Genomic DNA, 21,918 nt, shown 5'->3' with positions numbered 1-21,918 from the left:
TCAGAGGCCGAGCAGGCGCAGCCCGGCGGCGACACCCGCGGCGACGATCAGCACCACAAGGAAGGGCGCGCGCAGCAGGAGCGCGGCCACGGCCGCGCCCAGGCCCGCCATGCGGGCGGCGTCGAACTCCAGGGTCCTGCCGTCGGCGAGCGCCTGGACGGCGACCAGCGCGGTCAGCAGCGCCACCGGGACGAGCTCGGTGAACCGGCCCACCCTCGGGTCGTCCAGGACCCGCTGCGGGGTGACGAGCCCGCCGAGCTTCAGCGCGTAGCAGCCGAGCCCGGTGGCGATCACCGCGATCCACACGTTCACGACGTCCCGGTCCTCCTGATCAGGGCGGGCAGCGCGGCGACGGCGGCCAGCATGACCGGCACGCCCGGCGACAGCAGCGGCGTCGCCGCGATCGCGATCGCCGCGGCGGCCAGCGCGACCCGCACCTCGGTCCGCCCGGCGGTCAGCCGCGGCCAGAGCAGGGCCAGGAACGCGGCGGGGCCGAGGACGTCCAGGCCGACGACGTCCGGGTCGCCGAGCCGTGCCGCACCCGCGGCGCCCAGCAGGGTGGTGACGTTCCAGGCCAGGTAGAGGCTGATCGCCGTGGCGCGGAAACCGGCGCGGGCGGCCGCCGGCCCGGGCTGCGCGGTCGCCACGGCGGTGGACTCGTCGATGACGGCGTGCGCCGTGACGAGACGCCGCCAGCCTCGCACGCGCAGCGTCTGCGCCAGCCGCATCCCGTACAGGGCGTTGCGTCCGCCGATCAGGACCGCGCCCATCGACCCGGCGACCAGCCCGCCGCCCCCGCCGATCACGCCGGCGAGCGCGAACTGCGACGCGCCCGTGAACGCCAGCAGGCTCAGCACGCAGGCCTGCGCGAGAGTGAGGCCCGACGTGACCGCCGCCGCGCCGAACGCGAGCCCGGACACGCCCACGCCGATCCCGACGCCCAGCCCGTCCCGCACGGCGGACTTCCGCGCGGCCTCGTCCGGGGCGCCCACCTCCTCGGCTTCGGTTTCGGCTTCGGTGGTGCTCATGCCGTCCACGCTAGGGACGGGCGCGCCCGCGGTCTTGAACGTTTTTGCGCCCCGCGGCGGCGGGGGACGGCGGTCACCGGCCCTCGGCGGCGTCGAGCCCGGCCTCGATGACCGCGGTCATGATGCGGGCGAGGCGGTCGGGGCCGAGGGACGGGGCGTGCGCCGCCATCGCCTCGACGATCTCCCGCTCGCGCGCCGGGTCGCGGCCGGCGAAGCCGCCGACCGGCTTGAGCCGCTGGACGACGGCGGCGACCGCGGCGCGGTGCTCCAGCAGGACGGCGAGGGCGGCGTCGAGGCCGTCGATCGCGGCCCTGGCCTCGCCGAGCGTCGTGACGGCCTCCGCGGATGGCAGCGCGACGCGCAGCTCCCCGTCCCGGCCCGGCCGCCCGCAGGACGGGCAGGCGGCGGCGTCCTCCACGGGTTCGATGACCTGGTCGTGCATGTCGGGTTCCCTCTCGTGCGGCGGCCGTTCGCGCAAGGGGATCCGTGCCCGGGCCGCTCCGATCGACAGAAAAGGCAGAGCCCGCTGCGGGGCTCTGCCTTGCCGGCTCCGGGGTCGTCGCTCAGGTCGCGGCGGCGACCGGCTCGCCCGGAGCCGGCCGCGTAAACCTGAAGTGACGACGTTCCACCCGCTGATCGTATGCCGGACCGGCGGGTGCGCGTCAAACGCCCGGCGGATCGTCCCGCCGTGTGAGACGTCGTCGATAAACTGTCCGATATGGGGGAAGAGGCCGCGCATTATTACCGGCATCCGACGCTGCCCGAGGTCGATCTGCTGCGGGCCCGCTTCGTGACGCACCGGTTCACCCGGCACATCCACGACGGTTACGTGTTCGGCGTCATCGAGGCGGGCGTGGAGGAGTTCGAGCATCCGGGCGGCGTGCAGCGCGCGGGGCCCGGCTCGGTCGTCGTGGTCAACCCCGGCGTCGTGCACGGCGGCCACGCGGGCGCGCCGGAGGGCTGGGCGTACCGGGTGATCTACCCGCCGGTCGACGTCGTGGCCGGGGTGGCGGCCGAACTGGGCGCGCGTCCTGGCACGCCCGCGTTCCCGGACCCCGTCCTGGACGACCCCGCCTCCGCCGATCTGGTGCGGGCCGTCCACCGGGCGGGGGAGAAGGGCGACGCGCTGGCGGCGTCCACCACGCTGAGGAGGGCGCTGGCCGGGCTGCTCACCCGGCACGCCCACGGCTTCCGCGGGGGCGGCGCGTCCGGCGGCGGGATGCCGCGCGCCGTCCGCGAGGCCCGCGAGATCCTGCACGCGAGCCTCGTCGGCCCGCCGTCGCTGGACGAGCTGGCCGAGGCCGTCGGGACCCGCCCGTTCCCGCTGCTGCGCGCGTTCCGCGACACCGTCGGCCTGCCGCCGCACGCCTACCTCAACCAGATGCGCGTGCAGGAGGCGCGGGCACTGCTGGACGAGGGCCTGCGCCCGGCGGACGTCGCGGCCCGCACCGGCTTCGCCGACCAGGCCCATCTGACCCGCCATTTCAAGCGCACGCTGGGTGTCCCTCCGGGCGCCTACCGTAGTGCCCGCACGATTGGGCGCGTCGTGCCGGCCGCGCCCGGCCGATCGAGTTAGGCTCTCAGGACCGCGTCATTCCGGCCCCCGCCGGGTTGACGATCTTCCCCCGGAACCGATATGCCGCCACGTACCGCCCAGGTGCGTGCGCGTTCGCATGCGACGAGCAGGAGGCGCAGCAGGCATGGCCGACTCTTTCGTTCACCTGCACGTTCATACCGAGTACTCCATGCTGGACGGGGCCGCTCGGCTGAAGCAGATGTTCGACGAGGTCGGACGGCAGAAGATGCCCGCCATCGCCATGACCGACCATGGCAACATGCACGGCGCCTACGACTTCCACAAGCAGGCGACGGCGGCCGGGGTCACGCCGATCATCGGCATCGAGGCGTACATGGCGCCCGAGTCCCGCTACCACAAGAAGAAGGTCCAGTGGGGTGAGCCGAGCCAGAAGCGCGACGACGTCTCCGGCGGCGGCCTGATCAACCACATGACGCTGTGGGCGCGCAACAGGACGGGCCTGCACAACCTGTTCAAGCTGTCCAGCCGCGCCTACACCGAGGGCTTCGTCTTCAAGTACGCCCGGATGGACGAGGAGCTCCTCGCCGAGCACGCCGACGGGATCATGGCGACGACGGGCTGCCCGTCCGGCAAGGTCCAGACCCGGCTGCGGCTCGGCCAGTTCGACGAGGCGCTCAAGGCCGCCGCCAACTTCCAGGAGATCCTCGGCAAGGAGAACTACTTCCTTGAGCTGATGGACCACGGCCTGGACATCGAGCGCCGCGTCCGCGACGGGCTCGTCGAGATCGGCAAGAAGCTCAACATCCCCCCGGTCGTCACCAACGACTCGCACTACACGCACGAGTCGGAGGCCACCGCGCACGACGCGCTCCTGTGCGTGCAGGTCGGCAAGCAGCTCGCCGACCCCGACCGGTTCCGGTTCGACGGGTCCGGCTACTACCTGAAGACCGCCGACGAGATGCGCGCGATCGACTCGTCCGACATCTGGGCGGAGGGCTGCCGGAACACGCTGCTCATCGCCGAGCGGGTCGAGCCGGACGGCATGTTCGAGTACAAGGACCTCAGCCCCCGCTTCCCCGTCCCCGAGGGCGAGACGGAGGAGAGCTGGTTCCGCAAGGAGGTCTGGAAGGGCCTGGAGCGCCGCTTCCCGGACGGCCTGCCCGACGGGTACAAGGAGCAGGCCGAGTACGAGATGGGCGTCATCCTCGGCAAGGGGTACCCGTCGTACTTCCTCGTCGTCGCCGACTTCATCATGTGGGCCAAGGAGAACGGCATCCTGGTCGGCCCCGGCCGGGGGTCCGCGGCGGGGTCGCTGATCGCGTACGCGATGGGCATCACCGACCTCGACCCGATCCCGCACGGGCTGATCTTCGAGCGGTTCCTGAACCCCGAGCGCGCGTCCATGCCCGACATCGACATCGACTTCCCTGAAGACCGGCGCGCTGAGGTCATCAAGTACACGACGGAGAAGTGGGGCGCCGACAAGGTCTCGTTCATCGCCACGTTCGGCACCATCAAGGCGAAGGCCGCGATCAAGGACGCGGGCCGCGTCCTCGGCTTCCCGTACGCGCTCGGCGACCGCATCTCCAAGGCGTTCCCGCCCACCGTGATGGGCAAGGACATCCCGCTGTCGGGCATCTTCGACGACAAGCACCCCCGCCACGGCGAGGCGGGCGAGCTGCGCAGGCTGTACGAGGAAGAGCCCGACGTCAAGCAGACCGTCGACCTCGCGCAGGGCCTGGAGGGCCTGATCCGCCAGACCGGCGTGCACGCCGCCGGCGTCATCATGTCCGGTGAGACGATCACCGACCATGTCCCGATCATGCGCCGGGACGCCGACGGCGCGATCATCACGCAGTTCGACTACCCGACCTGCGAGACGCTCGGCCTGCTGAAGATGGACTTCCTGGGCCTGCGGAACCTGACGATCATCGACGACGCGCTCAGCGGCATCAAGAAGAACAAGGGCGTGGACGTCGACCTGCTCGCCCTCCCCCTGGACGACCAGCCGACCTACGACCTGCTCGCCCGCGGCGACACCCTCGGCGTGTTCCAGTTCGACGGCGGCCCCATGCGGTCGCTGCTGCGGCTGATGAAGCCCGACAACTTCGAGGACATCTCCGCCGTCGGCGCCCTGTACCGGCCGGGCCCGATGGGCGCGAACTCCCACACCAACTACGCGCTCCGCAAGAACGGCCAGCAGGAGATCACCCCGATCCACAAGGAGCTGGAGGAGCCGCTCAAGGAGATCCTCGACACGACCTACGGCCTGATCGTCTATCAGGAGCAGGTCATGGCGATCGCGCAGAAGGTGGCGGGCTACACGCTCGGCAAAGCGGATCTTCTCCGCCGCGTCATGGGCAAGAAGAAGAAGGCGGAACTGGACGCCCAGTTCGTCGGCTTCGAGCAGGGCATGGTCGACAACGGCTTCTCCAAGGAGGCCGTCAAGACGCTGTGGGACATCCTCGTCCCGTTCTCCGACTACGCGTTCAACAAGGCGCACTCCGCCGCGTACGGGCTGGTCTCCTACTGGACGGCCTACCTCAAGGCGAACTACCCGGCCGAGTACATGGCGGGGCTGCTCACGTCCGTCGGCGACGACAAGGACAAGAGCGCCCTCTACCTGTCCGAATGCCGCCGGATGGGGCTGAAGGTGCTGCCGCCGGACGTCAACACCTCCGAGGCCGACTTCACGCCGCTGGGCGACACCGAGATCAGGTTCGGGCTGTCGGCCGTCCGCAACGTCGGCACCAACGTCGTGGACGGCATCGTCGCCGCCCGCAAGGAGAAGGGCGCCTACACCGACTTCAACGACTTCCTCAGCAAGGTCCCGCCGATCGTCTGCAACAAGCGGGTCGTGGAGTCGCTGATCAAGGCGGGCGCGTTCGACGAGCTCGACCACCAGCGCAAGGCGCTGCTGATGGTGCACGAGCAGGCGATCGACTCCGTCATCGACATCAAGCGCAAGGAGGCCGTCGGCCAGGACTCCCTCTTCGGCGCCCTGGAGGAGGACGGCGGCGACGACGCGTTCGCCGTCGCCATCCCCGAAGCCGAGGAATGGGACAAGACGACCCTCCTGGCCTTCGAGCGCGAGATGCTCGGCCTGTACGTCTCCGACCACCCGCTCCTCGGCGTCGAGCACATCCTGGAACGCGAGGCCGACTGCACGATCGCCGTCCTGAACGAGGGCGAGCGCCCCGACGGCCAGGTCGTGGTCGTCGCCGGGCTGCTGTCGGGCCTCCAGCGCAAGGTCACCAAGCAGGGCAACTCGTGGGCGATGTTCCAGCTGGAGGACCTCGGCGGCTCCATCGAGGTGCTGTGCTTCCCGTCGTCCTACCAGCTGTGCTCGACGCTGCTCGCCGAGGACGCGATCCTGATCGTCAAGGGCCGCCTCGACCGCCGCGAGGACGTCGCGAAGATCATCGCGATGGAGGTCGCCCAGCCCGACCTGACGATCACCGACGCGACCGGCCCGTTCGCGGTCACGATGCCGCTCGGCCGGTGCACGCCCCCGATGGTGTCGCGGCTCAAGGAGGTCCTGGTCACCCACCCGGGCCGGTCCGAGGTGCACCTCCACGTCCAGAACGGCCCGCGGACCACGGTCGTCCGCCTGGACGACCGCCTCCGCGTGGCCCCGTCCCCGGCCCTGATGGGCGACCTGAAACAACTCCTTGGCCCGTCCTGCCTGGGCTGACGGGTCAGTTGTTCAGGAGGGTGCGGGTGGCGGGGGCGACCTCTCGGGTCCAGCGGAGGAGTTGTGTCTCGTCGGCGGTCTCGGGCCAGTAGACGAACGTGTCGAAGCCGGTGTCGGCGGCCAGGTCGGCGAGGACGCGGGCCCAGCCCGCCGCGTCCGTGCGGATGGGCTCCTCGCCCTCCAGCCGGACGGGCGCCGGGGCTTCGGTGATGTGGCCGACGAACTGGGCGATGCGGGTGATCGCGGACGGGTCGCGTCCGGCGTCCTCGGCGGCGCGGGTGATGATGTCCTGCGCCCCGCGCCAGGTCTCGTACGGCAGGTAGTGCGGGATCGGCGCGGCCCAGCCGTCCGCGACGCGGCCGGTGAGCGCGAGCGCCTTCGGGCCGACGCTGCCCAGCCAGATGCCGACCGGGTGCGCCGGGGCGGGGCCCGCGTGGACGCCCTTCACCGTGTAGTGCGCGCCGCTGACCTCGACCGTCTCGCCCGGACGCCACATGCCCCTGATGATCTCGATGGCCTCCTCCAGCGCCCGGAGCGCCTCCCCCGCGGTCCGGTCCGGGCCGCCCATCGCGGCGATGGCGGGCCAGAACGCGCCCGCGCCGAGCGCGAGCTCGAACCGTCCGCCGCTGAGCAGGTCGAGGGTCGCGGCCTGCTTGGCCAGGACGGCGGGACCCCGCAGCGGCAGGCTCGCCACGTCCGGGAACACCCGCAGCCGCTCGGTGTCGGCGAGCAGGGTCGCGATGAGCGCGAGCGTGTCGGCCTGGCCGGCCGCGTACGGGTGGTCCTGGACGCCGAGCAGGTCGAGCCCGTCGCGGTCGGCGTGCCGGGCGAGGGCGCGGACCTCGCCCAGCCCGGCGGCGGACGGGGCGAGCTGGATGCCGAATCGGAAGGTCATGCAGCCGAAGCTACCGAGCCACCGGCCGCGCCCGAATCAGTAGTGATACGGGCCGGCGCCGCCGGGTCAGGTGCTCAGCGCGGCGGTGCTCAGCTCTCCGTGCCAGTCGACGAAGCGGCCGAGGCCGTCGAAGCGGGCGCGGGCCGTGGCGCCGCCGGGGAGGAGCGCCTCGGTGAGCAGGTCGGTCTGGCGGTAGGGGACGCGGTGGCGGGACAGGAACCCGGCGAGCGTCAGGCGCGGCTCGTGCGGGAACAGGCTCGTCGCGTTCGCGAGGATGCGGGGGAGGGGGATCGGGTCCCAGCGGGCGGGCGGGGCCTGCGGGTCGTCGACGTGCAGGTAGGCGGAGCCGCCGTCGTAGCCTGCGCCGATGTAGCCGGCGCCGCCGAGGACGCCGCCCGCGGCCATCGCGATCAACTCGCCGCCGTGCCCGGCCGGGCCCTCGTACCAGGAGAGGTCGACCTCGGGGGTGGTGAACTCGGTGATGCCGAGCCGCTCGCCGACCGTCCGGATGACGAGGGTGGGGGTGACCGCGGGGTGCGCGTCGCCGAACTGGGGGTTCGCCCATCCCCACAGCCAGGTGCGCTCCCGCGCGGCGTAGCTGCCGAGCAGCGACACCCGGACGGTGACGCCGCCGCTGGAGTAGGTGCGGGCGGTCAGGTCGGCGCTCCAGTCCTCGCGCGGCAGGAACTCGGCGAGCGTCTCCTGCTGCTGCAGCACGACGGCCGCCAGGGCGGCGCCGAGGCGTTCGAACGCGGGACTGAATCCGGACATGTCGGGCACATTATCCCAGTGTCGAGGCGATCATGGGGCCGTATCGGACAGGCTAGGCTTTCGTTGTCAGCGGACTTCCAACGAGGAGCGTACGAGGTGCGGGGACCCACCGGGCGGCTCTCGGCGATGAGGTTCTTGGTGACCTGGGCGGTGACCGCCGCCATCGTGACGCTGACGGGCCCCCTCGTGGGAGTGCTGTGGGCCAAGACCGTCCCCGAGGTGACATACGTAATAGTCCAGGGTGAGCCGTTGCTTGCCCAACCGGAAGGTCAGGGCCCGATCGGCATCGACGCCAGGTTCGCCCTGATCGCCCTCGTCGCGGGGCTGCTGTGCGGCGTCGCGGGCTTCCTGGCGGGCGGCCGCGGCGACGACGTCGCAATGCTGCTCGGGCTGGCCGTGGGAGGGACGGCGGCGGCCGTCCTGGCCTGGAAGATCGGCCACACGATCGGGCTCGACGCGTTCCAGGACGCGGTCCAGACAGCGCGCGACGGCACGACCGTGACCGGCGTCGCCGACCTGCGCGCCAAGGGCGTCCTCGTGTTCTGGCCGCTGCCCGCGGTCGCCGCCTACGGGCTGCTGGAGCTGGTCGTCCGGCGGCTACCCGCGGGCGATCGCGGCGAGGCGGGCGCCGGTGAGGCGGACGAGGTCGGCGGGGACGAGTTCGATCTGGAGTCCGCGCCGGCCGGCCGAGACGTAGACGGTCGCGAGCCCTGACACCGACGCGTCGATCACGGTCGGCAGCCGCCTGCGCTGGCCCAGCGGGCTGATCCCGCCGACGACGTACCCGGTCGCGCGCTCGGCGTCGCGCGGCTCGGCCATCCGGGCCTTCTTGCCGCCGGCCGCGGCCGCGAGGGCCTTCAGGTCCAGGCTGGACGACACGGGCACGACACCGACCGTGAGCCGCCCGTCGACCTCGGCGAGCAGCGTCTTGAAGATGTGGCCGTGCGGGATCCCGAGGGCGTCGGCCGCCGCCTCGCCGTACGACTCGGCGTTCGGGTCCGCCTCGTACGGGTGCAGCGTGAACTCGATCTTCGCCTTCGCGGCGGCGACGGTCGCCGGGGTGCCCGTCCCGCCCTTCGCGGCGCCGCCTTTTCCGGTGCCGCCCTTCGCCTTGCTCATGGGGGCAGTCTGCCGTGCCGGGGTCAGTTCGCGTTGAACGACCCGTCCAGGAACTGCCCGGCGGGGATCATCGGGAGGACGTCCAGGATGCGGTTCTCCCTGGCCAGCAGGTCGCGCTCGGCCTCAAGGCGCAGCGTCGCGTCGTCGCACTCCAGCAGGCGCTGCTTCTCGTGGCCGTCCAGGACGAGCGACGCCGCGATCACGTACGACAGGGCGACCGGGTCGTCCGGCGGCTCGCCCTTCTCGAACGCGCCGGCCCCGGCGGCCATCAGCCGGTGCCGGTACAGCCGGAACAGCCGCCGGACGCGCACCGCGACGGGCTCCGGGTCGGCCCCCGGCTCCTCGGGGAGGAACTCCACCTCGCCCTGGAGGTAGGGCCGGGACCGGTCCAGTTCCTTGAGGCGGAAGCGGCGCGCGCCGACCGTCACGATGTCGTACCGGCCGTCCGGGTGCCGCCGCGCGTCCCGCAGCTCGGCGACGCAGCCGATCTCCGCGAGGCGGTGCGCGGCGGCCTCGCCGACCTCGTGGCCGAGCTCGATGCCGACGACGCCGAACCCGCGCGGCTCGGGCCGTTCCAGGAGGTCGCCGATCAGGCTGAGATAGCGGTCCTCGAACAGGTGCAGGGGGAGCACGAGGCCGGGGAACAGCACGGTGCCCAGGGGGAACAGGGCGAGCCGCTCGGTCACTGTCGCTCCACGGTCGGGGCGCCGCCGGGAAAGCGCCTTCCGCGCAAGCCTACGTCCTGTCCAATGATCTTGGTAAGGGGCGATTTTTCACAGTGTGAAGCGGAAGTCATCGTCGGTAGCGTCGGTCCCCATGAGGATGCTCGTCGTGGACGCCTTCACCGACCGCCCGTTCGCCGGCAACCCTGCCGGCGTGTGCCTGCCGCCCGGCGCCGCCGACCCGGAGTGGATGCGGCGGGTCGCCGCCGAGATGAAGCACTCCGAGACCGCTTTCGTCCGGTCCGTCGAAGACGCGGCCGGGGGGTCTGGGGGGTCGTCCCCCCGGGATGGCGCGGCGGATTTCGAGCTTCGCTGGTTCACGCCGGTCATGGAGGTCGCGCTGTGCGGCCACGCCACGATGGCCGCCGCGCACGCGCTCTACGAGACCGGCGTGGTCGCGTCCGGCCGCCCGATCCGGTTCCGGACGCTGAAGAGCGGCGTCCTCACCGTCACCCGGGACGGGACCGGGCGGCTGTCCATGGACTTCCCCGCCTGCCCGGCCGAGCCCGCCGACGTCCCCGCGGGCCTCGCGGACGCGCTCGGCGTCACGGTTGCCGCCGTCGGGCGCAACGTCCAGAACGACCTGATCGTCGAGGTCGAGGACGAGGCGGCCGTCCGCAAGGTCGCCCCCGACACCCGGGCGCTCGCGGAGATCGACGCCCGCGGCGTGATCGTCACGGCGGTGGGGGCGGGACGGGGGCACGACTTCGTGTCCCGCTTCTTCGCGCCGCGCGTCCTGCCCGGCGACGGGGAGGACCCGGTCACCGGCTCGGCCCACTGCGCCCTCGCCCCGCACTGGGCCCGGCGCCTCGGCCGGGACACGCTGACCGGCTACCAGGCGTCGGCGCGCGGCGGGTACGTCCACGTGGCGCTGCGCGGCGACCGGGTCGTCCTGTCCGGCACGGCCGTCACCGTCCTGGACGCCGACCTCCGCGTCTGACACCCCCGCACAAAGACCTCAGCCGGGGCCACGGGTCGTGCGGCCGGAGGCGCCCAGCGCCGGAGGCCGCACGACCCGCCGGTCGGGGGGCCGTTTCACGAGACGCGTCAGCGGCTCGGGAAACGGTTCACCGGCCGGTGACGGGGGTTCCAGGGGGTCGCCCCCCTGGGTTGGAAGCGCCGTTTCACGAGACGCGCCAGCGGCTCGGGAAACGGTCCACCGGCCGGTGACGGGGGTTCCAGGGGGTCGCCCCCCTGGGCAGACACTGCGCGAGGGGTTGGGGCCACTCCGTAGACTGGACGGGTGATTTCCCGTATCGACCTGCGCGGCTCGCTTCCCGGCGACCTGCGCTCCGTGCTGCCCCGCGCCGAGCTCGACGTCGAGGCCGCCCTGGAGAAGGTGCGGCCCATCTGCGACGGCGTGCGCCATCGCGGCTCGGACGCGGTACGGGAGTACACGAAGGCGTTCGACGGGGTCGAGCTGGAGAGCGTCCGCGTTCCGGTGGAGACCGTCCACCGGGCGCTGGCCGAGCTTGATCCGGCCGTCCGGGACGCGCTGGAGGAGAGCATCCGGCGGGCGCGGCTCGTCCACCGCGACCAGCGGCGCGCCGACGTCACGACGCAGGTCGTGCCCGGCGGGACGGTCACCGAGCGGTGGATCCCGGTCGGGCGCGTCGGGCTGTACGTGCCGGGCGGGCGGGCCGTGTACCCGTCCAGCGTGGTCATGAACGTCGTCCCGGCGCAGGAGGCCGGCGTCGGGTCGCTGGCCGTCACCTCGCCGCCGCAGCGCGAGTTCGGCGGGCTGCCGCACCCGGCGATCCTGGCGGCGTGCGCGCTGCTCGGCGTGGACGAGGTGTACGCGGCCGGCGGCGCGCAGGCGATCGCGATGTTCGCCCACGGCACCGACGAGTGCCCGCGCGCCGACCTGGTCACCGGGCCCGGCAACGTCTACGTCGCCGCCGCGAAGCGGCTGCTCAAGGGCGTGATCGGCATCGACGCCGAGGCCGGCCCGACGGAGATCGCGATCCTCGCCGACGCGACCGCGGACCCAGTGGACGTCGCCGCCGACCTGATCAGCCAGGCCGAGCACGACACGCTCGCCGCCGCCGTCCTGGTCACCGACTCGGTGCGGCTGGCCGACGAGGTCGAGACCGAGCTGAAGGCGCAGGTCGCCCGCACCCGGCACACCGAGCGGATCACCGAGGCGCTCGCCGGGCGGCAGTCCGGGATCGTCCTCGTGGACGACGTCGAAGCCGGCCTGAAGGTCGTGGACGCCTACGCCGCCGAGCACCTGGAGATCCACACCGCCGGCGCGGCCGCCGTCGCCGCCCGCGTTCGCAACGCCGGAGCGATCTTCGTGGGGCGGCACGCGCCGGTGTCGCTCGGCGACTACCTCGCCGGGTCCAACCATGTGCTGCCGACCGGCGGGTGCGCGTGCCACTCGTCCGGGCTGTCGGTCCAGTCGTTCCTGCGGGGCGTGCACGTCGTCGAGTACGACCGGGACGCGCTCGCCGAGGCCACCGGACGCGTCGTCGCGCTCGCCGAGGCCGAGGACCTGCCCGCCCACGGCGCCGCTTTGAAGGCGCGCTTCGACTGGGAGGTCCCGTCGTGAGCTCGCTCGGCGACCTGCCGCTGCGCGACGACCTACGCGGCCGCGAACCGTACGGCGCGCCGCAGCTGGACGTCCCGTACGCGCTGAACACCAACGAGAACCCGTACCCGCCGTCCGAGCGGCTGGTGAAGGCCCTCGGCGAGGCCGTCATGGACGTCGCCGGAACCCTGAACCGCTACCCCGACCGGAACGCCGCCGCGCTCCGCGAGGACCTCGCCGCCTTCCTGAACGCCGACACGCCGGGCGTCGGCCTCGGCGCCGACGGGGTGTGGGCGGCGAACGGCTCCAACGAGATCATCCAGCAGATCCTGCAGGCGTTCGGCGGGACGGGCCGCACCGCGCTCGGCTTCGAGCCGTCCTACTCGATGCACCCGATCATCACCGGGGTGTCCGGGACGCGCTGGGTGAACGCCTTCCGCGACGAGGACTTCGGCCTCGGACCGGCCCGCGCCGTCGCCGCCGTCCAGGAGAACCGGCCCGACATCGTGTTCCTGACCTCGCCGAACAACCCGACCGGCACCGCGCTGCCGCTGGCGGCGATCGAGGCGGTGCTGGAGGTCGCGCCGGGCATGGTCGTCGTCGACGAGGCGTACGCGGAGTTCCGCCGCGCTGAGACGCCGTCCGCGCTGACGCTGCTGGACGGCCGCCCCCGGCTGATCGTCACCCGGACGATGTCCAAGGCGTTCGCCATGGCCGGGACCCGGCTCGGCTACCTCGCCGCCGACCCCGCCGTGGTCGAGGCGCTGCTGCTCGTCCGGCTGCCGTATCATCTGTCGGCCGTCACCCAGGCCGTCGCGCGCACCGCCCTCGCGTACGGCGAGGAACTGCTCGGCGGCGTCGACGCGCTCCGCCGCGAACGCGACGATCTCGTCGCGTGGCTGCGCGCCGGGGGGTTCCGGGTGGCCGACTCCGACGCCAACTTCGTCCTGTTCGGAACGTTCCCCGACCGCCGCGCGGTCTGGGAGGGCCTGCTGGAGCGCGGCGTGCTGATCCGGGAGGTGGGGCCGCCCGAGTGGCTGCGGGTCAGCGTCGGCACCCCGGACGAGATGGCCGCCTTCCGCACCGCGCTGAGCGAGACACTGAAGGCCTGAAGGAAACATTGAAGGAGAGTCTGTGACGCGCAAGGGACGAGTCGAACGCGGGACCGGGGAGACGCAGGTCCTCGTCGAGATCGACCTGGACGGCACCGGGCACGTCGACGTGGCGACCGGCGTGGGGTTCTTCGACCACATGCTGACCCAGCTCGGCAAGCACGGGTCGTTCGACCTGACCGTCAAGACCACCGGCGACCTGCACATCGACAGCCACCACACCATCGAGGACACCGCGATCGCGCTCGGCCAGGCGTTCCGGGAGGCGCTCGGCGACAAGGCGGGGATCCACCGGTTCGCGGACGCGTCCGTCCCGCTGGACGAGGCGCTCGCGCAGGTCACCGTGGACGTCTCCGGCCGCCCCTACCTCGTGCACGTCGAGCCGGACGGCATGGCCCCGATGATCGGCCCCGAGTACGACACCACGATGACCCGGCACGTCTTCGAGTCGTTCGTGTCGAACGCCCGGATCGCGCTGCACGTCCACGTCCCGTACGGGCGGAACGCGCACCACATCGTGGAGGCGCAGTTCAAGGCACTCGCCCGCGCGCTGCGCGACGCGGTGGCGTTCGACCCGAAGGTGCACGGCATCCCGTCCACCAAGGGGGCCCTGTAGCCGTGGACATCGGCGACCTGCACTTCACCTACGGCAACGTCGCGGTCTTCGCGGTGGCGGCGTTCCTGCTGGCGGGCGTGTACAGCTTCGTCAAGCAGGGCCTGAAGATCGCCGCGCTGGTCGTGTTCGTGCTCGCGGCGCTCACCTTCACCGGGGGCGTGCTGTGGCTGTGAGCGAGATCGTCATCCTGGACTACGGGTCGGGGAACCTGCGCTCGGCCGAGCGCGCCGTGGCCCGAGCCGGCGCGGACGTGACCGTCACCGCCGACTGGGACGCCGCGCTCGCCGCGGACGGCCTCGTCGTCCCGGGCGTCGGCGCGTTCGCGGCGTGCATGGCGGGGCTGCGGTCCGTCCGCGGCGACCAGATCATCGGACGGCGGCTCGCCGGGGGACGGCCCGTCCTCGGGATCTGCGTCGGCATGCAGATCCTGTTCACCAAGGGCATCGAGCACGGCGTCACCGCCGAGGGCTGCGACGAGTGGCCGGGCACCGTCGACCGCCTCGACGCGCCGGTCGTGCCGCACATGGGCTGGAACACCGTCGACGTCCCCGAGGGCTCGGTCCTGTTCCGGGGGCTGGAGGGCGCGCGGTTCTACTTCGTCCACTCCTACGCGGTCCGCAGGTGGGAGCTGGAGCCCGACCCGACCGGCGTCATCGAGCCGCCGCTGGTCACGTGGGCCGAGCACGGCGACCGGTTCGTCGCCGCCGTCGAGAACGGGCCCCTGTGCGCCGCGCAGTTCCATCCGGAGAAGTCCGGCGACGCGGGCGCCGAGCTGCTCCGCAACTGGCTGACCACGCTCGCCTGAACGTCCCCTTCCCTCTGCCTCGATAGGGTTTCCGCATGTCCTTGACGCTCCTTCCCGCCGTTGACGTCGCCGGCGGCCAGGCCGTCCGCCTGGTCCAGGGCGAGGCCGGCACCGAGACCTCCTACGGATCGCCGCTGGAGGCTGCGCTCGCCTGGCAGCGGGCGGGCGCGGAGTGGATCCATCTGGTCGACCTGGACGCCGCGTTCGGCCGCGGCTCGAACCGGGAGCTGCTCGCCGAGGTCACCGGGCGGCTGGACGTGAAGGTGGAGCTGTCCGGCGGCATCCGCGACGACGCGTCCCTGGACGCGGCCCTCGCCACCGGCTGCGCCCGCGTCAACATCGGCACCGCCGCGCTGGAGGACCCCGCCTGGTGCCGGAAGATCATCGCCTCGCACGGCGACCGGATCGCGGTCGGCCTCGACGTGCGCGGCACCACGCTCGCCGCGCGCGGCTGGACGCGGGAGGGCGGCGACCTGTGGGAGGTCCTCGCCCGCCTGGAGGACGACGGCTGCCCCCGCTACGTGGTCACCGACGTCACCAAGGACGGCACCCTGCGCGGCCCCAACACCGGCCTGCTCCGCGAGGTCTGCTCCCGTACCGACAAGCCGGTGATCGCGTCCGGCGGCGTCTCGTCCCTGGACGATCTGCGTGCGCTGGCCGGGCTCGCCGGCGACGGCGTCGAGGGCGCGATCGTCGGCAAGGCCCTCTACGCGCAGGCGTTCACGCTGGAACAGGCCCTGGCGGCGGTCAGGTGACCGTCGCCGTGCGGGTGATCCCGTGCCTGGACGTCGACGCCGGGCGCGTGGTCAAGGGCGTCAACTTCCAGAACCTGCGGGACGCCGGAGACCCCGTCGAACTGGCCCGCCGGTACGACGCCGAAGGCGCCGACGAGCTGACGTTCCTGGACATCACCGCGTCCAGCGCCGACCGCTCCACCACCTACGACGTCGTCCGGCGGACCGCCGAGCAGGTGTTCATCCCGCTCACGGTCGGCGGCGGCGTCCGCAGCGTCGACGACATCGACCGGCTGCTGCGCGCGGGCGCCGACAAGGTGTCCGTCAACACCGCCGCGATCGCGCGCCCCGAGTTCCTGCGGGAGGCCGCGCACCGGTTCGGGTCGCAGTGCGTCGTCCTGTCGGTGGACGCCCGCCGCGCGGCCGGGACCGAGTCCGGCTTCGAGGTCACCACGCACGGCGGCCGCCGGGGCACGGGCCTCGACGCGATCGAGTGGGCCCGCCGCGGCCAGGACCTCGGCGTCGGCGAGATCCTGCTGAACTCCATGGACGCCGACGGCACCAAGGCGGGCTTCGACCTGGAGCTGCTGCGCCGCGTCCGCGCGGCGGTGACCGTGCCGGTGATCGCCAGCGGCGGCGCCGGGGCCGTGGAGCACTTCGCGCCCGCCGTGGCCGCGGGCGCGGACGCCGTCCTCGCCGCCAGCGTCTTCCATTTCGGCGAACTGACGATCTCCGAGGTCAAGGCGGCCCTCCGCGCCGCGGGCGACCCCGTCCGCTGAGCGACCGCTAGGCGCTCTCCCCGGGCCCCTCGGGCTCCTCGGGCTCTTCGGCGGGGGCGGGGACGGTCGCCTCGGCGGACCGTTCCACGATCGGGAGGATGATCGCGGACGGACGGTCCGGGTCGTGGAAGACCTCCTGGTGGGCCGTGACCATCCGGGTCGCGGTGGCGAGGGGCTCGCCGGTGCCGGGGTTCGCGGCGACCTTCGGGTGCGCGCCGCTCGTGACGTGGACGCGGACGCGGTGCCCGCGCGGGAACCGGTGCCCGGTCGGCCACAGGTCGACGGCGATGCGGCGGACGCCGTCCGTCCCGACGGGCTTCGCCGCGGCGGCGGGCAGGCGCAGGCCGCCCTCGCAGACGTTGCGGGACGTCCCGTCCGGCGCGACGTCGCAGAGCCGGACGACGAAGTCCGTGTGCTCCCGGTCGGACCGGACGAACAGGTCGGCGCCCACCGGGCCGACGACGTCCAGGTCGGCGGCGAGGGCGGCGGAGGTGAACACCAGGACGTCGGGACGCCGCTCCAGCCGCCGGTTGTCGACCGGGCGGGAGCTGCCGAGCAGGGTCGGGCCGCCGAGCGCGGGCGTCGGGCGGGCCGGGTCGAAGCGGTACGTGCTCGCGGGGGCGTCCCGCGGGCCGTCCTCGCCGAGGCCGCCGCCCGCGTGCAGGCGCCATGCCGCCTGGCGCGTCCCGGGCGGCGGCCAGTCGCGGTAGTGCCGCCATTCGCCGGCGCCGGTGACGTAGACGCGGACGGGGTCGCGCCGCAGCCCGGACGGGTCGCCGAGCAGGTGCGCGCGGAACCAGGCGAGCGACTCGCGGATCGTCACCAGGCCGTGGCGGGCGTCGGTGTGCCACCACGGCCCGATGGTCAGGTACGGGGTGTGCCCGGCGGCGCGGAGCGCGAGGTAGTCCTTGAGCTGCCAGGGCAGGAACACGTCGTACCAGCCGCCGAGGAGGGTGACGGGCGCGGCGACGTCCCCGACGGTGCCGCTGAAGTCGCGGTCGTCCCAGTACCCGTTCTCGGCGGCGGTGTGGTTGGCGAGGAGGTCCTGGTAGAAGCGCATGGACCGGCCGCCGGCGAGCACGTCCAGCTCCGACAGGGGGCGGCCGGACCGCGCGGCCCGGACGGCGCGGCGCCGGGACGTCAGCGGCGCGGTGAGCATGCCGAGGGGCCGCCGCTGCCGGTGCGTCAGGTCCGTCCAGGTGAGCGCGGACTCCAGCGCGAACGACCCGCCCACGTAGGCGGCGTCCCGGAACGACGACGCGGTGATCTGCAGCGACATCGCCTTCAGCTCGGGACCCGCCGCCGCCGCGATCGCCCACGCCGCGTAGCCGAGGTAGCTGGGCCCGAACGCGCCGAACGTGCCGTGGAACCAGGGCTGCCGCTTCAGCCACTCGACGGTCGCCAGCCCGTCGTCCCGTTCCCGGCCGAGCGGGTCGAACTCGCCGCCGGACCCGGACGTCCCGCGCACGCTCTGCACGACCAGCTGGAAACCGAACGGGACGAACGGCAGCCCGTTGGCCAGGGCCGCCGGGCCGCGCCGCCCGTACGGGGTCCGCACCAGGATCGTGGGCGGGCGCTCGACCCCGAACGGGACGTACCGGTCGGCGAGCAGCGTCACGCCGTCCGGCATGGGCACCGGCAGGTCGCGCCGGACGGTGTACGGGGCCAGCCCGCGGGGCCGGGGAAGCTTGATCGGCGGAGTGGGCAGTCGGTCCCAGGGCGCCATGCCGCCTCCGTCTCCGCCGATTTCGCTACTCCCTAGTAAGGTAACCGGTCCCGCGACCGCGGTCGCCGCCGCGTCCTGACGGGCGCCCTTGGCGGGTACGGGGTTCTCTGGAATCGTTGTGTACCGCACCGCCGGCTCCATAGGGGGACATATGTGGCCCGGGTCGAATCCGCCGATGGGTCCGCCGCCCATGGGGCCGGGCCAGCCTGGCGGGCCGGTGCCGGGGCCCTCGTGGGGTCCTCCTGCTCCGCCGCCGCCGATCAGGCCGTCCGCCGGCTGGTACGCCCTGCCGGTCGTCCTGTTACTGGTGGCGGCCATCGGGTTCGCCATCGTCGTCGCGTTCGTCTGGGACGACTCGGAGGCCGCGGACGGCCCGTCCGCGTCCGGGAACCCCGCGGCCGGGGTGACGATCGAGCTGTCGCGCGGGTACGGCTACTTCCTCTACGTGCGCACCGGCGGGCCGTCGCCGTTCGCGTGCTCGGTCGAGGTGGACGGCCGGTCCGGGCCCATCCAGCTGACGCGGAAGAACTCGTGGAGCGCGTCCGAGCACGCGTCGTACCGCTACACCGCCTCGTTCGAGGCGCCCGTCTCCGGGACGGCCCTGCTCACCTGCCGCGGCACCGACGAGACCATCCTGGTGACGCCGGACGACACCGCCTACGCCTACCTGGGCCTCGCCCTCCTGGTCGCGGCCGGCCTCACGGGTTCCGCGGCCATCGTGTTCACGGTCGTCATCGTCCGGCGCGGCGGCGCGAAACGCAGGGCCGCCCCCGTCGCCGCCCCGCCGGTCGACACCCCGCCCGTCGACACTCCGCCGCGCTACGACTACTGACCGCGCCCGGTGCCGGACCCGCGTCAGGACGTCAGTTCGCGTTCCAGCGGGGTGCGGAACCGGGGTGTCGCGCGGACGTCGCCGTACCAGGCCGCCGTCCGCGCGGCCTCCCGCTCGATCGCGGCCCGCGCGTCGGCGCCGACGTCCTCCAGGACGCGGACGGCGATCTCGCCGTCCTTGCGCTGGGCCCAGCCGCCGACTATCCGGCCGTCCCACCAGACGGACGGGCCGATGTTGCCGTTCCGGTCGAACAGCCGCGGACCGTGGCCGCCGAGGAACCAGCCGCGCTCCTGCCAGCCCATCGGCGTCGGGTCGAGGGCGGGCAGCAGCGCCGCCCACGGGTCGGGCGCGGGCTCGGGCTCCAGGTCGTCGGACAGCGCGAGCCCGGTGCCGCCGTCACCGAGGTCGACCTCGGTGACGTCGAGGAGCGCGAGGGCCTTCTTGACGTCGCCGGCGTTCCAGCCCGTCCACCACTTGAGGTCGGAGACCGGGGCGGGGCCGAACGCGCGCAGCCAGCGGCGGACGAGCTCGGCGCGGGCCGGCCCGGCCGGGACGGCCTCGATGCCGCCGGGCAGCCACGCCTCGATCGGCGACCACCTGTACTGGCTGCTGATCCACGACCCGTTCGGGCGGCCGCGGACGACGAGGCCCTCGCAGCCGAGCGTGACCAGGATCCAGGTGGTGACGTTCGTGGGCCTGGAGTACGGCTTGCCGGGCGCCGGGTCGACCTGCGTCCGCAGGCGGGGCTCGTCGGCGCTGAGCTGCGCGCCCGTCGCCTCCCCGCGCGCCAGCAGCGCCGCGTGCGCGGCCTTCTCGACCTCCGCGAACCAGGCGGGCACGTCGGGGATGTCGCTGCCCCGCTCGATGATGCGGGCATAGGTGGCGCGCTGCTTGACCGCCAGCGCGTTCGCCGTGGACGCCTGCAGCACCGGGACGAGCTCGACGGGCGCGACGAACATCGTCCGGCGCATCGCGAGCATCCGCAGCAGCGTGCGGTCGTCGTACAGGGCCCGCTCCACCGCCCCGGGGACCGCGTCGACGCTGCGTGCCGCGACCGACAGGTACACGGTGGCCGGGTCGGTGGCGTGCAGTACCACCATCGACCGCGCGATACCGGCGACGTCGTCGGTCCTGGCGACGGGGGACAGGCGGTGGCGGACGCCGAGCCGGGCGCGGCGCTCCGCCACGTTCATCGAACGCATGAGCGAAAGCCTAGCGCGTCCGGCCGGATCAGCCGCCCCCGCCGCCGGAGATCTTGACGACGACCTTGTCCTTGGTGACGGACTGGACCGAGACGTCGAACCCCTCGGCCTGCTCGCCCTCGCCGACGGGCACCGTCACCGTCTGGCCCGCGATCTTGAGCGTGACCATCTGGCCCTGCACCTTCACCAGCTCGGCCTTGATGCCGAGGATGGAGGCGTTCGCGTCGACGCCGCGGTCGAACGTCACCGTGCAGGAGTTCACGCCGCAGTCGGTGGTGGCGTTGTTGCCTTCGCCGCTGCACGCGGCCACGGCGCCGAGCGGCAGCAGGACGAACGGCAGGACGGCCAGCTTCCGCCGAACGGGAAAGGAGGTCATGCCGGGGAGTCTAGGGCCACGCTCCCGATGGCTGCGCCATCCCGAAGGCGGATCCGCGGCCGGCCGATGTAGTACCGCGCGGTGACGCGACTGGATCTTCCGCCGCCGCCGTGTTTCGCTGGACCGGTGACCAGTGACGACGCGGGGGAGTCGCGGCCGATGGTGGGGCCCGTGGTGTGCGCGGCGCTGGGCGTGGAGGCCCGCGCGGTCCGCCGCGGCCTCGTCCGCACGCCGGTCGTGGTCGTCGGCTACCGGGCCCGCCGCGCCGACCGGCTGCCGGCCGCCAGCGCCGCGCTCGTGATCGTCGGCTTCGGGGGCGCGCTCGACGAGCGGCTGCGCCCCGGGGACGTCCTGGTGGCCGACGAGATCCGCGGCTCCGGGCCGTCCCGGGGCGCGAGCGGGGCCGACCCTCCCCAGGGGATGGGACCGTGCGCCGACCCGGTGCCGTGCGCCGCGCCGCGCCTGCTCGCCGAGGAGCTCATCAGGGACGGCCTGAGCGTGCAGGTCGGGCCGCTCGTGACCACCGACCACGTCGTCCGCGGGAAGGAGCGGGCGATCTGGGCCGCGCAGGGCGCGCGGGCGGCGGACATGGAGTCCGCCGTGGTCGCGGCGCGGGCGGGGAGCCGTCCGGTCGCGGCCGTCCGGGTCATCGTCGACGGTCCCGGCCATCGGCTGCTGCACCCGGGCATGGTCGGCCGCGGGCTGGCCGCGCGCCGGATCCTGGCGCGCGTCGGCCCCGCGCTCGAACGCTGGGGCGTCCTGCTGGTGCGCGGCGAGGACGAAGCGGCGGACGACGCCGACGAGCACGGAACCGAGGCCCGGACGCCCTGACGGGCCCGTTCCCGCCCTGGCCCTGACCGGCCGCCGGTGTTTGCCCTCGCCCGGCTCAGCCTGGCGCGGGCCCGGCCGGGTCAGCCGTGGCCCGTTCCGTGGGTCGTGCCGTGGCTCGCCCCGCCGCCGCCGCCGTGGTTGTCGCCGTGGACGATCTTGCCGCCAAGGTCCTTGCGGAGCGTCTCCAGGGTCGGCTGCTGGCTCACCACCACCCAGCGCGCCCCGACCAGATACACGCCGCCCCACGGCTTGGCCTCGCGCAGCCAGGCGTTCATGCCGTTGTCGGTGGTGAAGCTGAGCAGGACGTAGCGCCCCTGGGAGGTCTTGCAGTTCCCCTGCTCCAGGTCCTTCACCTTCCGCTGGCCGGTCAGCGAGCAGCTGGTCTGCTGGGCGAGCTGCGCCAGGCTCGCCGGTTCGGCGACCTTGCCCTCGCCGCCGGCCGCGTCCGATTTCGCGGAGCAGCCGGCGGCCAGCGGCAACGCCACCGCCGCGGCGCACAGGAATGCGTGTTTCGTCAGGCGCAGGTGGTGTCGGGAACCCATCGCTCTTCCTCCGGGGTGAGATGCGCGATTCGGGTGTTGAATACGCGCCCCGCCCCGGCGGGGTTCA

24 protein-coding genes are annotated in these 21,918 nt (G+C 73.4%); 13 read left to right on the top strand and 11 right to left on the bottom strand.

Annotated elements, in window-relative coordinates; translation table 11 throughout:
* From ACH34T_RS28145 to ACH34T_RS28135, 3 genes are all read right to left on the bottom strand, one after another.
* A complete protein-coding gene (locus ACH34T_RS28145; RefSeq protein WP_396023938.1) occupies nt 1–312 on the bottom strand; it encodes an AzlD domain-containing protein in 312 nt (103 codons plus the stop codon).
* Nucleotides 309–1,028, bottom strand: a complete 720-nt coding sequence (locus ACH34T_RS28140) for an AzlC family ABC transporter permease (RefSeq protein ID WP_396023937.1) — start codon at nt 1,026–1,028, stop codon at nt 309–311. Before ACH34T_RS28140 ends, ACH34T_RS28145 begins: the two co-directional genes overlap by 4 nt.
* Nucleotides 1,029–1,101: 73 nt before the next feature.
* Nucleotides 1,102–1,470, bottom strand: a complete 369-nt coding sequence (locus ACH34T_RS28135) for a chorismate mutase (protein WP_396023936.1) — start codon at nt 1,468–1,470, stop codon at nt 1,102–1,104.
* A 276-nt stretch (nt 1,471–1,746) separates the two neighbouring features.
* On the opposite strand from ACH34T_RS28135, the gene ACH34T_RS28130 reads away from it, so the two are divergent.
* Complete coding sequence (locus ACH34T_RS28130; protein WP_396023935.1) at nt 1,747–2,604, top strand: AraC family transcriptional regulator; 858 nt, start codon at nt 1,747–1,749, stop codon at nt 2,602–2,604.
* A gap of 124 nt (nt 2,605–2,728) precedes the next feature.
* The gene (dnaE, locus tag ACH34T_RS28125) at nt 2,729–6,259 is read left to right on the top strand and encodes a DNA polymerase III subunit alpha (RefSeq protein WP_396023934.1); all 3,531 of its coding nucleotides are present in this window, start codon (nt 2,729–2,731) and stop codon (nt 6,257–6,259) included.
* 4 nt (nt 6,260–6,263) lie between these two features.
* Here the strand turns inward: dnaE and ACH34T_RS28120 are convergent, their stop codons facing one another.
* Nucleotides 6,264–7,154 (bottom strand): LLM class flavin-dependent oxidoreductase, encoded by an 891-nt coding sequence (locus ACH34T_RS28120; RefSeq protein WP_396023933.1) that lies wholly within the window; start codon nt 7,152–7,154, stop codon nt 6,264–6,266.
* Between the two features lie 66 nt (nt 7,155–7,220).
* Nucleotides 7,221–7,925, bottom strand: coding sequence for a DUF6882 domain-containing protein (locus ACH34T_RS28115; RefSeq protein WP_396023931.1), 705 nt, complete (start codon nt 7,923–7,925; stop codon nt 7,221–7,223).
* A 96-nt stretch (nt 7,926–8,021) separates the two neighbouring features.
* Here ACH34T_RS28115 and ACH34T_RS28110 point away from each other — a divergent pair, with 96 nt between their 5' ends.
* Complete coding sequence (locus ACH34T_RS28110; RefSeq protein ID WP_396023930.1) at nt 8,022–8,639, top strand: hypothetical protein; 618 nt, start codon at nt 8,022–8,024, stop codon at nt 8,637–8,639.
* Here the strand turns inward: ACH34T_RS28110 and ybaK are convergent.
* A complete protein-coding gene (gene ybaK / locus ACH34T_RS28105) occupies nt 8,523–9,044 on the bottom strand; it encodes a Cys-tRNA(Pro) deacylase (RefSeq protein ID WP_396023929.1) in 522 nt (173 codons plus the stop codon). The genes ACH34T_RS28110 and ybaK overlap by 117 nt on opposite strands.
* 23 nt (nt 9,045–9,067) lie before the next feature.
* Nucleotides 9,068–9,730: an LON peptidase substrate-binding domain-containing protein gene (locus ACH34T_RS28100; protein WP_396023928.1), complete on the bottom strand. Its 663-nt coding sequence runs from the start codon at nt 9,728–9,730 to the stop codon at nt 9,068–9,070.
* A gap of 130 nt (nt 9,731–9,860) precedes the next feature.
* Between ACH34T_RS28100 and ACH34T_RS28095 the strand changes: the two genes are divergently transcribed.
* The 8 genes from ACH34T_RS28095 (at nt 9,861) to hisF (ending at nt 16,342) form a co-directional block, all read left to right on the top strand.
* Nucleotides 9,861–10,706, top strand: a complete 846-nt coding sequence (locus ACH34T_RS28095) for a PhzF family phenazine biosynthesis protein (RefSeq protein ID WP_396023927.1) — start codon at nt 9,861–9,863, stop codon at nt 10,704–10,706.
* Nucleotides 10,707–11,009: 303 nt separating this feature from the next.
* Nucleotides 11,010–12,317 carry a histidinol dehydrogenase gene (hisD, locus tag ACH34T_RS28090; RefSeq protein ID WP_396023926.1) on the top strand — a complete coding sequence of 436 codons (1,308 nt, stop codon included), beginning with the start codon at nt 11,010–11,012 and terminating at the stop codon, nt 12,315–12,317.
* The gene (locus ACH34T_RS28085; RefSeq protein ID WP_396023925.1) at nt 12,314–13,408 is read left to right on the top strand and encodes a histidinol-phosphate transaminase; all 1,095 of its coding nucleotides are present in this window, start codon (nt 12,314–12,316) and stop codon (nt 13,406–13,408) included. The genes hisD and ACH34T_RS28085 overlap by 4 nt, the downstream gene beginning before the upstream one ends.
* 22 nt (nt 13,409–13,430) lie before the next feature.
* On the top strand, nt 13,431–14,024 hold the full coding sequence (gene hisB, locus ACH34T_RS28080; RefSeq protein WP_396023924.1) for an imidazoleglycerol-phosphate dehydratase HisB: 594 nt from the start codon (nt 13,431–13,433) through the stop codon (nt 14,022–14,024).
* A 2-nt stretch (nt 14,025–14,026) separates the two neighbouring features.
* Complete coding sequence (locus tag ACH34T_RS28075) at nt 14,027–14,197, top strand: hypothetical protein (protein WP_396023923.1); 171 nt, start codon at nt 14,027–14,029, stop codon at nt 14,195–14,197.
* Nucleotides 14,194–14,829 (top strand): imidazole glycerol phosphate synthase subunit HisH, encoded by a 636-nt coding sequence (hisH, locus tag ACH34T_RS28070; RefSeq protein ID WP_396023922.1) that lies wholly within the window; start codon nt 14,194–14,196, stop codon nt 14,827–14,829. The genes ACH34T_RS28075 and hisH overlap by 4 nt, the downstream gene beginning before the upstream one ends.
* A 35-nt stretch (nt 14,830–14,864) precedes the next feature.
* Nucleotides 14,865–15,584 carry a bifunctional 1-(5-phosphoribosyl)-5-((5-phosphoribosylamino)methylideneamino)imidazole-4-carboxamide isomerase/phosphoribosylanthranilate isomerase PriA gene (gene priA / locus ACH34T_RS28065; protein ID WP_396023921.1) on the top strand — a complete coding sequence of 240 codons (720 nt, stop codon included), beginning with the start codon at nt 14,865–14,867 and terminating at the stop codon, nt 15,582–15,584.
* On the top strand, nt 15,581–16,342 hold the full coding sequence (gene hisF, locus ACH34T_RS28060) for an imidazole glycerol phosphate synthase subunit HisF (protein WP_396023920.1): 762 nt from the start codon (nt 15,581–15,583) through the stop codon (nt 16,340–16,342). Before priA ends, hisF begins: the two co-directional genes overlap by 4 nt.
* A gap of 7 nt (nt 16,343–16,349) precedes the next feature.
* Here the strand turns inward: hisF and ACH34T_RS28055 are convergent, their stop codons facing one another.
* Nucleotides 16,350–18,068: a CocE/NonD family hydrolase gene (locus ACH34T_RS28055; protein WP_396023919.1), complete on the bottom strand. Its 1,719-nt coding sequence runs from the start codon at nt 18,066–18,068 to the stop codon at nt 16,350–16,352.
* A gap of 175 nt (nt 18,069–18,243) precedes the next feature.
* Here ACH34T_RS28055 and ACH34T_RS28050 point away from each other — a divergent pair, with 175 nt between their 5' ends.
* Entirely contained in the window at nt 18,244–18,900 is a 657-nt protein-coding gene (locus tag ACH34T_RS28050; RefSeq protein ID WP_396023918.1) for a hypothetical protein, read from the top strand.
* Nucleotides 18,901–18,923: 23 nt separating this feature from the next.
* On the opposite strand, the gene ACH34T_RS28045 is transcribed toward ACH34T_RS28050, so the two are convergent.
* The gene (locus ACH34T_RS28045; RefSeq protein WP_396023917.1) at nt 18,924–20,102 is read right to left on the bottom strand and encodes a winged helix DNA-binding domain-containing protein; all 1,179 of its coding nucleotides are present in this window, start codon (nt 20,100–20,102) and stop codon (nt 18,924–18,926) included.
* A 28-nt stretch (nt 20,103–20,130) separates the two neighbouring features.
* Complete coding sequence (locus tag ACH34T_RS28040; RefSeq protein WP_396023916.1) at nt 20,131–20,478, bottom strand: hypothetical protein; 348 nt, start codon at nt 20,476–20,478, stop codon at nt 20,131–20,133.
* A 126-nt stretch (nt 20,479–20,604) separates the two neighbouring features.
* On the opposite strand from ACH34T_RS28040, the gene ACH34T_RS28035 reads away from it, so the two are divergent.
* A complete protein-coding gene (locus ACH34T_RS28035; RefSeq protein ID WP_396023915.1) occupies nt 20,605–21,309 on the top strand; it encodes a hypothetical protein in 705 nt (234 codons plus the stop codon).
* A gap of 80 nt (nt 21,310–21,389) precedes the next feature.
* On the opposite strand, the gene ACH34T_RS28030 is transcribed toward ACH34T_RS28035, so the two are convergent.
* Nucleotides 21,390–21,851 carry a hypothetical protein gene (locus ACH34T_RS28030; protein WP_396023914.1) on the bottom strand — a complete coding sequence of 154 codons (462 nt, stop codon included), beginning with the start codon at nt 21,849–21,851 and terminating at the stop codon, nt 21,390–21,392.
* Nucleotides 21,852–21,918: the final 67 nt, after the last annotated feature.

It is taken from the genome of Actinomadura sp. 9N215 (assembly GCF_044326345.1).
Taxonomy (GTDB): Bacteria; Actinomycetota; Actinomycetes; order Streptosporangiales; family Streptosporangiaceae; genus Spirillospora.
The sequence above is the reverse complement of the archived record's forward strand: the minus strand, read 5'-3'. Positions and strand labels throughout refer to the sequence as shown.

Bases quoted from the DNA above. Each gene is read 5' to 3' on its own strand.
- ACH34T_RS28120 (WP_396023933.1), bottom strand. From the start codon at position 7,154: ATGACCTTCCGATTCGGCATCCAGCTCGCCCCGTCCGCCGCCGGGCTG.
- ACH34T_RS28045 (WP_396023917.1), bottom strand. From the start codon at position 20,102: ATGCGTTCGATGAACGTGGCGGAGCGCCGCGCCCGGCTCGGCGTCCGC.
- ACH34T_RS28135 (WP_396023936.1), bottom strand. From the start codon at position 1,470: ATGCACGACCAGGTCATCGAACCCGTGGAGGACGCCGCCGCCTGCCCG.
- ACH34T_RS28115 (WP_396023931.1), bottom strand. From the start codon at position 7,925: ATGTCCGGATTCAGTCCCGCGTTCGAACGCCTCGGCGCCGCCCTGGCG.
- ybaK (WP_396023929.1), bottom strand. From the start codon at position 9,044: ATGAGCAAGGCGAAGGGCGGCACCGGAAAAGGCGGCGCCGCGAAGGGC.
- ACH34T_RS28055 (WP_396023919.1), bottom strand. From the start codon at position 18,068: ATGGCGCCCTGGGACCGACTGCCCACTCCGCCGATCAAGCTTCCCCGG.
- ACH34T_RS28040 (WP_396023916.1), bottom strand. From the start codon at position 20,478: ATGACCTCCTTTCCCGTTCGGCGGAAGCTGGCCGTCCTGCCGTTCGTC.
- priA (WP_396023921.1), top strand. From the start codon at position 14,865: ATGTCCTTGACGCTCCTTCCCGCCGTTGACGTCGCCGGCGGCCAGGCC.
- ACH34T_RS28050 (WP_396023918.1), top strand. From the start codon at position 18,244: ATGGGTCCGCCGCCCATGGGGCCGGGCCAGCCTGGCGGGCCGGTGCCG.
- ACH34T_RS28130 (WP_396023935.1), top strand. From the start codon at position 1,747: ATGGGGGAAGAGGCCGCGCATTATTACCGGCATCCGACGCTGCCCGAG.
- ACH34T_RS28030 (WP_396023914.1), bottom strand. From the start codon at position 21,851: ATGGGTTCCCGACACCACCTGCGCCTGACGAAACACGCATTCCTGTGC.
- ACH34T_RS28095 (WP_396023927.1), top strand. From the start codon at position 9,861: ATGAGGATGCTCGTCGTGGACGCCTTCACCGACCGCCCGTTCGCCGGC.
- ACH34T_RS28140 (WP_396023937.1), bottom strand. From the start codon at position 1,028: ATGAGCACCACCGAAGCCGAAACCGAAGCCGAGGAGGTGGGCGCCCCG.
- dnaE (WP_396023934.1), top strand. From the start codon at position 2,729: ATGGCCGACTCTTTCGTTCACCTGCACGTTCATACCGAGTACTCCATG.